This is a genomic window from Seonamhaeicola sp. MEBiC01930 (assembly GCF_045277075.1).
GTDB lineage: Bacteria > Bacteroidota > Bacteroidia > Flavobacteriales > Flavobacteriaceae > Seonamhaeicola.
In genome coordinates this window covers 2,342,534-2,357,077 of the sequence record NZ_CP104270.1, presented here as the reverse complement: position 1 = coordinate 2,357,077, position 14,544 = coordinate 2,342,534, and the positions used below count along the sequence as shown (strand labels likewise).

The following is a 14,544-nucleotide window of genomic DNA, read 5'->3' as shown; positions in this document are numbered from 1 at the left end:
AAATTATGAAAACCGCATATATTGTTAAAGCATATAGAACAGCTGTTGGTAAAGCACCCAAAGGGTTATTTCGCTTTAAACGTACCGATGAGCTAGCTGCTGAAACTATTCAGCATATGATAAAAGAACTTCCTCAATTAGATAAATCAAGAATTGATGATGTTATAGTTGGAAACGCAATGCCCGAAGGTTCTCAAGGGTTAAATATGGCTCGATTAATTTCTTTAATGGGGTTAAATAGTGTTGATGTTCCTGGAGTTACCGTAAACAGATTCTGTTCTTCGGGAATTGAAACCATAGCAATTGCTACAGCCAAAATTCAATCGGGAATGGCAGATTGTATTATTGCAGGTGGTGCTGAAAGTATGAGTTCGGTACCGATGACAGGTTTTAAGCCAGAGCTTAATTATGACATCGTTAATGCAGGTCATGAAGATTATTATTGGGGCATGGGAAATACCGCAGAAGCGGTTGCAAATCAATTTAAAGTATCAAGAGAAGATCAGGATGAGTTTGCTTATAACTCGCACATGAAAGCTCTAAAAGCACAAGCGGAAGATAGGTTTCAAGATCAAATTGTTCCTATAAATGTAAATCAGACTTATATTGATTCCAATGGTAAAAAGGCTACTAAAAATTACACGGTTACCAAAGATGAAGGTCCAAGAAAAGGAACCAATTTAGAAGCCTTAGCTAAACTACGTCCTGTATTCGCTCAGGGTGGTAGTGTTACGGCTGGTAATTCTTCTCAAATGAGTGATGGTGCTGCTTTTGTATTAGTAATGAGTGAAGCCATGGTAAAAGAATTAAATCTTGAACCCATTGCAAGATTAGTTAATTATGCTGCTGCTGGTGTAGAACCTCGTATTATGGGTATCGGGCCTGTGAAAGCCATCCCAAAAGCTTTAAATCTAGCTGGACTAAAACAAAGCGATTTAGAACTCATTGAACTTAATGAAGCTTTTGCTTCCCAGTCATTAGCAGTTATCAGAGAATTAGATTTAAATCCGGATATCATTAATGTAAATGGTGGTGCAATAGCTTTAGGGCACCCATTGGGATGCACAGGCACTAAACTTTCAGTTCAACTCTTTGATGAAATGCGAAAACGAGAAATGAAAGGAAAGTATGGTGCAGTTACTATGTGTGTTGGAACAGGTCAAGGTGCCTGCGGAATTTTCGAATTCTTGAATTAAACTTCAAAAAATCTACTATTATTTATTATGGAAGAAAAAGACATTTTAAGAGGCGGACAGTTTCTAGTAAAAGAAACAAAATGCGAAGATATTTTTACGCCTGAAGACTTTAACGAAGATCAACTAATGATGAAAGAAGCTGTTTCAGAATTTGTTGATAGAGAAATTTGGGCCAAAAAACCTCAATTTGAACAAAAAGACTATGCATTAACTGAAGAGTGTATGCGTAAAGCTGGTGAATTAGGCTTTCTAAGTGTTTCTGTTCCGGAAAACTATGGAGGTATGGGCATGGGGTTTGTAGACACCATGCTGGTTTGTGATTATATTTCTGGTGCTACGGGATCTTTTAGCACGGCATTTGGTGCACATACTGGAATAGGCACAATGCCAATAACACTATATGGTTCTGAAGAACAAAAACAAAAATACGTGCCTAAATTAGCCAGTGGAGAATGGTTTGGCTCTTATTGTTTAACAGAACCAAGTGCAGGTAGTGATGCTAACTCTGGAAAAACAAAAGCAGTTCTTTCTGAAGACGGTAAATCGTATAAAATTACAGGGCAGAAAATGTGGATTTCCAATGCTGGCTTCTGTAATCTTATGATTGTTTTTGCAAGAATTGAAGACGATAAATATATTACTGGTTTTATTGTTGAATATGATTCGGAAAACCCTAATGGTATAACCATGGGTGAGGAAGAACATAAACTAGGAATTAGAGCGTCTTCAACCCGTCAAGTATTCTTTAACGAAACTGAAGTTCCTGCTGAAAATATGCTTTCTACAAGAGGTAATGGTTTTAAAATTGCCATGAATGCGCTTAATGTAGGTAGAATAAAATTAGCTGTGGCTTGTTTAGATGCTCAACGCAGAACCATTACGGAATCTATAAAATATGCTAACGAACGTATTCAGTTTAAAACACCTATTTCTAGTTTTGGGGCCATAAGGCAAAAAATTGCTGAAATGGCAACCAACTGCTGGGTAGGTGAAGCAGGATGTTATAGAGCTGCAAAGAATATTCAAGACCGCATTGAATTAAGACAAGACAACGGTAAAGACACACACCAAGAAGCTGAATTAAAAGGTGTTGAAGAATATGCCATAGAATGTTCTATTCTTAAAGTAGCAGTTTCAGAATTTGTTCAAAGATGTACAGATGAAGGCATTCAAATATTAGGAGGTATGGGATTCTCTGAAGAAACACCAATGGAATCTGCCTGGAGAGATGCCCGTATTTCAAGAATTTACGAAGGCACGAATGAAATTAACAGAATGCTAAGTATTGGTATGCTAATTAAAAAAGCTATGAAAGGTCATGTAGATGTTTTAACCCCTGCCATGGCTGTAAAAGAAGAATTGATGGGTATTCCATCTTTTGAAACACCAGATTTTTCAGAATTATTTTCTGAAGAAAAAAGCATTATCAATAACCTTAAGAAACTATTCTTAATGGTTTCTGGAGCTGCCTTAGAAAAATATGGCGAAAAAATTGAAGAACAGCAACAACTTATGTTGGCATCTTCAGATATTTTAATTCAAATTTATTTAGCTGAATCTGCCATTTTACGTGCTGAAAAAATGGCAAAGAAAGAGGGTGAAGATAATGTTAAAGAGCAAATAGCAATGGCAAAGTTAAACTTATTCCATGCTATTGATGTTATTGAAACTGCAGGAAAGCACTCTATCATTTCCTTTTCAACTGGAGATGAACAACGCATGATGCTTATGGGTTTAAAACGTTACATTAAATATGTTAATATGCCTAATATTATAGAACTAAGAAATATTATTGCGAATAAAGTAACCCAAAAAAACAAATATTGCTTTTAACCGAGCAAGGTGACTAATTCAATTTTAAAAACGCTTCAAGCTCTAAGTTTTGAAGCGTTTTTTATTTTCAGTATTTTTAATAAAAATTTCAAAATGAGATTATTCCTTTCCCTCCTGTTTTTCTGTTCAATCAGCTTTTTATTTAGTCAAACCACTTCCCAACTTTATGAAATCATTGAAGCTGTTTCAGCTAAAAGAATACAAAAAGACATTCAAACCCTAGCTGATTTTGGCACAAGAAACACATTTAGTGATACAGTGTCAAATACTAGAGGTATTGGAGCTGCAAGACGATGGATAAAACAAGAATTTGAAACCATCTCTAAGAAATGTAATAATTGCTTAGAAGTATTTTATCAAAAAGATTTTGTAACAAAAGAAGGAAACAATAGAGTACCTCATGATGCATGGGTTGTAAATGTTGTTGCTATTCAACGTGGTACAAAATATCCCAACAACTATATTATTATGAGCGGAGATATAGACTCCAGAGCTAGTGATACCATGGATTTTACTACCGATGCTCCAGGAGCTAACGATAATGCTTCTGGAATGGCAGGAACAATAGAAGCTGCAAGGGTTTTAAGTTCTTACAAATTTGAAAGCAGTATTGTTTATGTAGGATTATCGGGTGAAGAGCAAGGCTTGTTCGGAGGTGCGGGGTTAGCAAATTATGCTAAAGAAAATGATTGGAATATTATTGGGGTTCTAAATAATGATATGATTGGAAACATCAAAGGTATAGATGGAGTCATTGACAATAGAACATTTAGGATATTTTCTGAACCTGTTCCTCCCACAGAAACTGAACGCCAACGTAAAATGCGTCGTTTTTTTGGTGGGGAGGTAGATGGCATCTCTCGTCAGTTAGCTAGGTACGTTCACAAAACAACGCAAACTTTTATGCCAGAAATGAACCCTATGATGGTTTATAGGTTGGATAGATTTGGACGAGGTGGCCACCATCGTCCGTTTAATGATTTGGGTTATGCCGGAATAAGAATTATGGAGGCTCACGAAAATTACAATCAGCAACATCAAGACATTAGAGAAGAAAACGGCATTAAATATGGAGATGTTATTGAGCATGTAAATTTTGAATATGCAAAAAAACTAACTGCTGTAAATGCAATAAATTTAGCAAGTTTGGCTTGGGCTCCTCCTGCTCCAAAAAATGTTAGCATTGGTGGAATTGTAGAACCATCAGCTAAATTTAAATGGGAAAAAGCTGAAGATGCTGTTGGATATAAAATATATTGGAGAGACACTACTTCTCCAACTTGGGATTACAGCAGGTATGTGGGTGATATTTCAGAATTCACTTTAAATGGTATTGTTATTGATAATTTTTTCTTTGGAATATCGGCTATTGGTGAAAATGGTTTTGAAAGCTTAATCACCTTTCCTAATTCTGTATTTCAAGAATAAACAAATTCATCTTATGAAAACCTTTTACTTTTTGCTTTTATTTACATCACTTTCCTTAAACTCCATTAATGCCCAACTTTTAAACAAACAAGAAAGGTTCACAAGACAAGATACGCTGCGCGGTAGCATAACACCAGAACGTGAATGGTGGGATTTAACCTATTATCATCTGGACATTAAGGTAGACCCTGAAAAAAAATATATTTCAGGGAAGAATACAATTCAGTATAAAGTTTTGAATTCAAACAATGTTATGCAAATTGATTTACAACCACCCTTAAAGTTGACAAAAGTAATTCAAGGTGAAGAAGAGCTTGCCATTAAACATGATGGTAATGCCCATTTTATAACCTTAAATCAGCCTCAAAATATTAATTCCATTAATTCAATTGATGTATATTATGAAGGCCACCCCAAAGAAGCTATTAGAGCGCCTTGGGATGGCGGTATTTCTTGGAAGAAGGACACTAATGGTAATCATTTTATAGCGTCTTCCTGTCAAGGCTTGGGCGCTAGTGTTTGGTGGCCATGTAAAGACCATATGTATGATGAAGTTGACAGTATGCTTATAAGTGTAAATATACCTGATAAATTAACCAATGTTTCTAATGGAAGACTAAGATTGGTTGAACAAATTGGAGACTCAAAAACGTTTCATTGGATAGTAAAAAACCCAATCAATAATTATGGTGTAAACATTAATATTGGTGACTATGTAAACTTCACAGAGGTATACGATGGTATGGCAGGAAATCTTGACATGAACTACTACGTATTAAGAGATAATCTAGAAAAAGCGAAAGAACATTTTAAAGACGTTCCAAAAATGATGAAAGCCTTTGAACATTGGTTTGGTCAGTATCCATTTTACAGAGATAGTTATAAATTAGTTGAAGTACCTTATTTAGGAATGGAGCACCAAAGCTCTGTTACTTACGGCAATCAATACAAAAAAGGATATTTAGGCAATGATTTATCAGGAACAGGTTGGGGCTTAAAATTCGATTTTATAATCATTCATGAATCTGGACATGAATGGTTTGCCAACAACATTACCAATAAAGATGTTGCAGATATGTGGATACACGAAAGCTTTACATCTTATTCTGAAAATTTGTTTATAGAATATTACTATGGTAAAAAAGCTGGTTCAGAATACGTAATTGGAACCAGAAAAAACATTACTAACGACAGACCTATAATTGGTATTTACAATGTTAACAAAGAAGGCTCTATTGATATGTATTTTAAAGGCGCAAACATATTACATACTTTAAGGCAACTCATTGAAGATGATGAAAAATGGCGTCAAATTTTAAGGAAAATGAATATTACATTTTATCATCAAACGGTTTCCTCGGAACAGATTGAAAATTTCTTAAGCGAACAAACAGGTATCGATTTAACCGCATTTTTTAATCAATATTTAAGAACAATTAAAGTTCCAACTTTAGAATATCATATTGATGGTAAAAGTTTAGAATATCGTTGGAGGAACATTGTTGATAAATTTGATATGCCAATTCAAATTAAAGTAAATGAAACTGATCATTGGTTATTTCCGAAATCTGATTGGAATACGTTCACTTCTGAAAATAAAATTGAAACATTTGAAGTTGATCCTAATTTTTACGTTGAATCTAAAAAGATTTAAACCTTGAATAATTTACCTGAGCTTTATTTTGAACGAAACACAGATTGGTATGATTGGCTACTAAATAATCATGATAATCATGATGCTGTTTACCTCATTTTTTATAAGTTAGAAATGAATGTGCCTACAATGCGTTGGGAAGAAGCGGTTAAAGTAGCTCTTTGCTTTGGCTGGATTGATTCTACAGTTAAAAGTTTGGGTAATGGAAAACGTAAACAATATTTCTGTAAACGAAAACCTAAAAGTTCTTGGAGTGCCTTAAACAAACGCTATATTGATGAGTTACAACAATCTGGTTTAATACAAGAATCTGGTTATAAATCTATTGAAATTGCTAAGCAAAATGGCAGTTGGACGGCCGCCGATATCATAGAAAACCTAATTATTCCAGAAAAATTACAAAAAGCTTTTGATGAAAACCCCTTAGCTTTTAAAAACTATCAAAACTTCTCAAAAGGATACAAAAAATCATATTTATCTTGGTTATATAGCGCTAAACGAGAAATTACAATACAAAAGCGCATTTCTGAAATTGTAATACTCTGTGAAGCTAATATTAAAAGTAGAGACTCAAGATAAAACACCATTCTAAGACCTTATAAACGACTTAATATCCGACTTATTAAGCACAGGATTTGCACCCTCATTTTGTGCAACCATTGCACCTACAGCACATGCATAATCTATAGCATTTTGCGGTTCTAAATTACTTAACAGTTTGCTAATAAGTGTGCCCAAAAAAGAATCTCCAGCACCAACTGTATCTACCACTTTAATTTGGTAACCACTATTATAATACAATACCTCATTATATAATAACACTGCACCATGTTCCCCTTTTGTTACGCAAATAGTTTTGGTATCTGTTATCTCAGAAATAAAGTAAATGTTCTTTTCTAAATTTTTAGATTTGGACCCTAAAAAAGTACTAACCTCATATAACTCATCATCATTAAACTTAATAAAGTCTGCTTTATCCATTAAATAAGAAAGTATTCCTTTAGAATAATATGGCGGACGTAAATTAAGGTCGAATATTTTGTATTTTGCCAATTCCAATAGTTTATAAAGTGTATCCTTTGAAACCTCATCTCTAGTAACTAAACTCCCAAAAACAAATGCATCTGCACTGGCTACTTTTTGTATTAAATCATTATTAAGTCCTACTTTATCCCATGCCCTAGGATATTCTATACTATAGGTTGCAGAACCTTTCTCATTTAAAGAAACTTGAACATCTCCTGTTTTATAATCATCATGCACCTGAATACCGTCAATAGGCAACCCTTTTTCAAGTAAATAACACTTTAACTTATGCCCTAACTCATCATTGCCTATAGCACTAATAACACTAACATTATTGCCAAACAAATGAAGTCTTAACGCTACGTTTAAAGGTGCCCCACCAATTTTCTTTTTATCAGGATAAACATCCCAAAGTACTTCACCAAAACAAACAAAATTATTCATTATAATGTATTTTAAAAGAATATATTCGTTTCCATAGTTTGTTGGTTAATAGAACTTCTAAATACTTGCAACATACGCTTAGCAATTCCCGTCCACCCAAAGTTTCGTCTAGCAAAACGAGCTCCTTCAACAGAAAGTTCATTTCTCATATTAGGGTATAGCAACGGCATTGCCATCATTGCACCAAACTCTACGGGTCTATGCGGATCTGCAAACAAGGCTTGGTTACCAAAATCTATTAAATCATACAAACCACCATGAACAGTAATAACACTTGGGGTACCACATGCCATAGCTTCAATGGCTACCATACCAAAAGGTTCATATCTAGAAGGCATCGCAAAAATATTTGCTGCCCTGTAAACATTGGCCAAATCTTCATCATCTATATAGCTCTTCCATTTAATTTTATCCATTACTCCAAGTTCTGTGGCTAACTTTTTTAATGTAGCTACACCTTCATCATCCTGATTGGAATTATCACTACCAATTGCAGCTACCAAACGCGCTTCCGGACAAAGTTCAAAAACAGTTGGTAATGATTTAATTAAAAGATCATAACCTTTATTATGAGCCATTCTTCCTAAAGTTAAGATATCTGTAGGATGAATGTCATATTTTAATCTAATCTTATCGTTTTCTTTAGATGGTACTGGAAAAAATCTGTTTTCATCAATTCCTGGTGGAATCATTGTACAGTTTTTTGGTAGTACGTCATATTGTTTGGTAATTAAATCAACTTGAGGTAAGGTAGTTGCAATAACGTGATTACACATTTGATATACAAAATACTCCTTCCTAATACGTTCTTTAAAGCGATATGTCTTTTCCATTTCCTTTTCATTCATATCACTACCCATAGTATGTTGTTTCCACCAACCAACTGAATGTGGGGTATGCACATGAGAAATACCTAATTCTTCAGCAATTTTTTGTCCTGCCCAACCGGCATCCCAATAGTGAGAATAGACAACATCATATTTTTTATTTTGCTTCTTAATAGCTGCTAAACAATTAGTAACGAATTTCTTAAGATGGTCGTGCATATCTTCCTTTCGGATAAAATCTTTACCTCCAAAAGGTATACGCCATACACTATAATTATCATCCACATAATCATACTCAGGCTGATCTTCAAATTGCCGCGTTACTAAATCTACTTTTTTACCTAACCTACTAAAACGTTCTGCTAATTCCAAAACATACACTACTTGCCCACCTGTATCTGGTTTTCCTAGTTCTGCATGTGCTGCAACATATCCGTGAAGGGAGATCATTAAAATTGATTTCATAGTTATAAGTTTTAGTTATTTAATTATTTTTAAATCATGACATGCAGATATATATTGTGCTGCAGACCATGCCTGATACGCTTTACCCATGGGTTTACCAGTTGTTCCATGCGCCCACTCTGTAAACTCCCACTCCTCATTTATCCCTTCTTTATTTATCAATGCAAGCTTGTGCAACTCTGAAATTGCCACTTCCTTAAGCCCCAACTTATTAACAAACTTTACCCAAAAGCCACCAACAAAAGGCCAAATACCTCCATTATGATAATGATTAGGAAGATTTAAAAGGTTAACTGTATAATATGGTCTCCAATCTGGATCACCAGGACTAACAACTGGATACACATTAGCAACAGGGAAAGGATCATTTACTCCTACTCCTAACATAAATTTAAAAGTCTGATGTGCTTTTTCAGAATCTATAGTTCCGTGTAAAAAGGCCAAAATATTACCAAGTGTATCACAACGCCAACTAAAATCAAATGGCGTTGTTTGTGCAATTAAATATGATGTATCTCCTAGAGTAAACTGTTTTTCAGCAAAAGATACCGACTGAAATAACTGCTGCTGCGTTGAAGGCCAAAAATTCTGAAGAATCTCCTTTTTAATAACTTGAGACCAACGGATGTATTCACCAGCTTCTTCATGTTCACCCAACATTTCTAACATTCTGCCATAACACACATTAGAACGGTACCATAAAATCTCATCATATAGTATATTATAACTTCTTCCAAACAAATCGGTCCAATCTCCTGCTTCAGGAATCTCTAAAAGAGCATCATTATTACTATCATGAGCCCCTAACCAATTCATAGTTTGCTTTATATCTGAAATATATTCTCTTAAAAATTCAATATCCTTTGTTTCATTTACATATTCATAAAAGGCAATAACAACCCAAATTCCACTATCAATAGAACAAATGCCTCCTACTCCAGAATAGTCTGGAATATTATTTTTTATTCTAACATTTGATGGAATTTGTCCATTTCTTGAAACATGTTCAAACAAAGTGATTAAGGTTTGTCTTGCACATTTATGAATTTCTTTGTCCTTGTGAATTATTGGCAATGAACCTATTACAGTAATTGCTCCGTCTCTAGCCCATACACTATAATAATTCTCGTCTGTACCATGTGCAACATTATCCTCTATTGAACAAGCCGAAAAACCAAGAGGTGTAATATTCTTTTTTAAAGCTATTACGGCCTTTTTATATCCTTCTTTAATTAAGGCTACTTTTTCATCTTCGTCTTCTTGCGCAATACTATCAAGCTCTTTTTTTATAAAAAAGTCCTCACTATGATCTACTTCTACAGTAACTTTTGCAGCTTCTGGAAGAATATTAAAATACACAAGACCTTCTATAATACCATCACCCTTTTCTTGTTCAGAATGGTATACATCCCTGTGTTTTGTAAACTGATATAATTCTTCATGAGCATTAGCTACAACAATACCTCTAACATCTTTCATGTTAAACATTGCGGAGTCGTTACCACTGTCACCAGCTACTAAAACTTCTGAATGCTCTAAATTCAACTTTTTGAGTAGCCAATGCAACGCATTACCTTTGTTAGCAAACTTTGGCAAAACATCTAGAAACTTATCTTGGGAATACACAATATTAACGTCCATATTAGCACCAATAAAACTTTGCTCAATCTCATTAATTAAATCAGGACTTGCGTTATGAAAAAAGTAACTTCTCTTATAAGAATGCTGAAACCTTACAGGCTGTTCACTTATGGGATGATTAATATTGGTAACTATATCTTCAACAGTCTTTAAATCCCAACCATCATCCAAGACATCATTAAACTCCTTTATAACCTTTTTTTCTTTATAATTATATATATGAGTTCCTACTCCCGAAACAATATAATCTGGCTCTGGTAGCACCCCTTGTTCTATTATATTTAAAACATCGTCAATTAAACGTCCGGTATTATAAGTTAAAAGAACATCTTTAGGCTTATAATTATCCCAGGTTCTTTTAAAATTACTTTTGAAGGTGTGAAAATCTATTAATGTATTGTCAATATCGAAAGAAAGTAAGCGTATTTTTAATTTAAAATCAGTAGTATTTTTGTTCATAATCTGAATTTTAAAAATTGAGGTTTTTACTATTTTTTATCCATTTTTGATTAATTTAATGCTAAAAAGAGCTAAAAACAAGCAAAATTGAGCTGTTTTTAGCAATATTTAGAATGTGATAAATTGAACCTTTCAGATTAAGAATACAAGAAAATTCCCATATTGTTTTTGAGGATTTAACAAACTTTAAAAAAGACATGAAAATTGAAAATGTGCTTATTTAATAAATAAGTAAACACATTAAATGAGTGATTAAATACATGTAGAAGTTTGGAGTTTATTGTAAACCTACTTAGAGATGGTTGAAACTGGAAAATCTTGTCCAAATCCAAAACTAGAAGGGTATTGGGGACTACCTTTATATTCTTCAGAAATTTCAGGAACTCTTATTTCAATATATGCCTTTAATTCATTAACAGTAATACGAGAATCTCCATTATCTGCTTTACCTGATAAGGCTTCTAATAAAGCATATGTAAAAACGCCATGACCTAGTTTTGAAAACTCAATTGCATATTGATCACTCCCACTTGCAGTTAACCAATGTGTTCCTGTACTTCTTGCTAATTGGGCAATGGCTTTTTCTTCTGCTGCACCTCTTGCTACTAAAGTTCCTATTGCTCCCCCACTTTGGCAGGCATCTAAAACATACAGTTGTTTTTGAGCAGGAATAATGGCGGATAAATCTTTAATTTCTGTAGCTGATATTCCTTTGGTTATTAAAACATCGTCATTACCAAATAATTGAGTAACATCATGCGGTATTAGGAAAAAATCTTTATCACCACCTTCACTCATAACACCATGCCCTGCATAATAAAAAACAAACACATCTTGAGGTCTCGATTTTTCTGAAATTGTATTTAAGGTAGATATAATTTCAGCTTTATCAGCGTCTTTGTTCTTAATATCATATATATTAACCTTAGAACTAATTCGCTCTATTCCTTTTAATACGGACTCTTGAAACCCTATGGCATCTGCAACTGCATAATTCAAATTATACTTGGGGTTTTTATAAACATCAATACCTATTGTTAGTAAATGCACCTGAATATCATTTTCTTCAGGCTCAGTTTTTTTTGCTCTATACTTTGCAATGATTTTTCTAGGTGCGCTTTCTGTATTTTGAGAATTAATTGCAACCGCTGTTAAAGTATTTTCACCATCAATAAAATTAACCGTATAGCTAGAATCATTTCCATTAGAAATAATTCGTTTTCCATTATGATATAGTCTTAATTCTTTTATACTATCTCCAAATGCTTCGGCACTTAAAGTTATTTTATTAGATTTTACACTTGTTTCAATTTCTTTAACCCCCCCAACACTATCAGTTGTAAAGCTTCTTTTACCATCATTATAGCTTATAATAACTTCTGGTGCTTTATTAAGGTTATAAACAGACCGTTTTGATTCTACATTTTGACTTTTCAAAACCGTATTCACCAAATGTGGCGTATAAAAGTCATTAAAAATCTGATTTAGGGGTATTATATCTGTTCCTTTAGTAAACAAAACCCTATTCCAGGCTTTTTGAGAACCTTCAAATAAACCACTTGGAGTGTGAGCCACCCATTCGTTGTCTAAAAAAATATACAGCCTCAAAATTTCTTCATGAGAATGTACATTATAAAACCTAAAATGTCCATTGGTTAAAGTAACATATACCTCATCATTAATAAAATCACATGAAACAAACTCTTCATTAAATTTACTAGTTTCACTTACAAGTGCTCCACTTTTTATATCATATACCTGTAAAATTGATTTATAATCTGAAAAGAGAATTAAACTTTCAGATGAGTTTATGGCCATATCATAGGTATAATTTAAGATGGGAACAGCAAATGAACGGGAGATTGTTCCATCAGCAACATTTAAAATTTCTATTTGCTTTTTCTCAACATTTTTAGTTAATAGCTTGCTTTCATTTTCCATAAAAAAGAGACCTTCATACTCCCCTTCTTTTTGCCATAATAATTCCTTCTTCTCATAATCATAGTAATCAATTCTGCGCTTATAAACCGCCTCTGGAACCACCTCATCTAGAATTAAAAATGCAACCTCATTACCTTTATTTCTAATTAAAGGATTAAAACTTGAAACTGTTGTAACATTCTTAAAATCATCAGCAAATAAAGACTCTTTAGAATTTAAAGTAGAAATATTAAAACCATTTCCATTTTGTGTAACCACAATTTCTGCATCAGAATTAGCAACAGCGTTATTAAAATATTCTTGAGGTGAATAAACATGTTTAAAGCTTAACGGTTTACCAAGTGTAAATTGCTTCACTCCTTCCTCTTCACCCATACCATAATACACTTTTTTTGTAGTATTGCTTGGGTAAAACCCTCCCCATAGTCCAAATTTTTGATAATAAGTTGTATGGTAACTTGTTACAGTGGTGGCAGCATTATTAATTGTCACCGAACCTATACTACTATTCAAGTCTCTATATATCATACCTCTTTCATCACCAACTTTAAACACTTCAAAACTACTTATATTAAAAATTGGATAACCATAAGTTGTTAAAGGTATTTTAGAATAACGTCTATATTTATTAAAATAAGCTGGCGATCCATAGGTATCAGATAGAGGTTCTAAAGCGTAAACAAAATTATTATCGGCAGTTACTATTCTTTTATCAATGCTTGAGCTTATTTTCCCTACAAACTCACCATTTTCTGTATTAAGTTCATACATTGGTGCCTGTGACGGCGCCACCCATAACCTAGTTTTATCTGGAGTAAAAGAAAATGTTGGACGAAGCGGAGTAACACCTCTTTTTGTTCTTCCGGCCTCCAAAATGGTTTCCCATACCGATTTATTCTCTTTAAAACTATAACGAATTACTTTTATATGTTTATCATCAATTATATCAAAATACAATAAATCCAAATTATTAAAAAACCCTACGTGTTCACTGTTAAAGAATTGAAATTGATATGATTGAATATGGAAATAAATTTTTTCCATACGGTCTGTGTTAAACTCAATCATAGAGTTATCTCCAACAGAAATTAACTTAGCATTCATAGGAGAACCTAAACCAGGCCATGTAGTAGTAGACCTTTCAATACTGCCCGTTTTAGGATTTAAAGTGGAAAAAAAATGGTTACCATCAAATTCTGCATCTCCAGAAACAAAATAAATCAATTTGGTTTGAGAATCGTAAACAAAATTTTTCAGGAATTTTATGGGGTATTCCTTTATAATTTTTAATGTCTTATTATCTAGTACATCAACACCATTTTTATCACCAATATAGGTTCTATTATTTTCCTTATCGATAAAAATATTATTAACTAAGGCAGGATAGTCAATTGTTTTTAACAAAAATCCAGAGTGTAAATCCCAAACCTTTAGAGCCGCATTATCATAGCTACCATAGGTTAATAAAAGTCCATTTTCACTATCTATTCGCGGCATTCCCGCTCTAGATGTCTCCTGAACTTCTATTTTAGCTTCTTGTGTAAAACCAAAATGAAAACAAATAAAAAATAAAAGAAATAGTCTCTTCATTAAATATTGCGTTTTATTTTCAATAAATCAACAAAAAAAG

9 protein-coding genes are annotated in these 14,544 nt (G+C 33.4%); 5 read left to right on the top strand and 4 right to left on the bottom strand.

Going from position 1 to position 14,544, the window contains the following annotated elements; translation table 11 throughout:
• Positions 1-5 precede the first annotated feature (5 nt).
• The 5 genes from N1F78_RS10310 (at position 6) to N1F78_RS10290 (ending at position 6,690) form a co-directional block, all read left to right on the top strand.
• Complete coding sequence (locus tag N1F78_RS10310) at positions 6-1,196, top strand: acetyl-CoA C-acyltransferase (RefSeq protein ID WP_406683079.1); 1,191 nt, start codon at positions 6-8, stop codon at positions 1,194-1,196.
• Between the two features lie 27 nt (positions 1,197-1,223).
• On the top strand, positions 1,224-3,029 hold the full coding sequence (locus tag N1F78_RS10305; protein WP_406683078.1) for an acyl-CoA dehydrogenase family protein: 1,806 nt from the start codon (positions 1,224-1,226) through the stop codon (positions 3,027-3,029).
• A 93-nt stretch (positions 3,030-3,122) separates the two neighbouring features.
• Complete coding sequence (locus N1F78_RS10300) at positions 3,123-4,457, top strand: M28 family peptidase (RefSeq protein WP_406683077.1); 1,335 nt, start codon at positions 3,123-3,125, stop codon at positions 4,455-4,457.
• A 13-nt stretch (positions 4,458-4,470) separates the two neighbouring features.
• Positions 4,471-6,111, top strand: coding sequence for a M1 family metallopeptidase (locus N1F78_RS10295; protein WP_406683076.1), 1,641 nt, complete (start codon positions 4,471-4,473; stop codon positions 6,109-6,111).
• Positions 6,112-6,114: 3 nt separating this feature from the next.
• Entirely contained in the window at positions 6,115-6,690 is a 576-nt protein-coding gene (locus tag N1F78_RS10290; RefSeq protein WP_406683075.1) for a YdeI/OmpD-associated family protein, read from the top strand.
• Between the two features lie 9 nt (positions 6,691-6,699).
• Here the strand turns inward: N1F78_RS10290 and N1F78_RS10285 are convergent, their stop codons facing one another.
• From N1F78_RS10285 to N1F78_RS10270, 4 genes are all read right to left on the bottom strand, one after another.
• A complete protein-coding gene (locus N1F78_RS10285) occupies positions 6,700-7,581 on the bottom strand; it encodes a carbohydrate kinase family protein (RefSeq protein ID WP_406683074.1) in 882 nt (293 codons plus the stop codon).
• Positions 7,582-7,592: 11 nt separating this feature from the next.
• Positions 7,593-8,873, bottom strand: a complete 1,281-nt coding sequence (locus tag N1F78_RS10280) for a glycosyltransferase (protein WP_406683073.1) — start codon at positions 8,871-8,873, stop codon at positions 7,593-7,595.
• Positions 8,874-8,888: 15 nt separating this feature from the next.
• On the bottom strand, positions 8,889-10,973 hold the full coding sequence (locus N1F78_RS10275; RefSeq protein ID WP_406683072.1) for an HAD-IIB family hydrolase: 2,085 nt from the start codon (positions 10,971-10,973) through the stop codon (positions 8,889-8,891).
• A gap of 288 nt (positions 10,974-11,261) precedes the next feature.
• Positions 11,262-14,504: a caspase family protein gene (locus tag N1F78_RS10270; RefSeq protein ID WP_406683071.1), complete on the bottom strand. Its 3,243-nt coding sequence runs from the start codon at positions 14,502-14,504 to the stop codon at positions 11,262-11,264.
• Positions 14,505-14,544 lie beyond the last annotated feature (40 nt).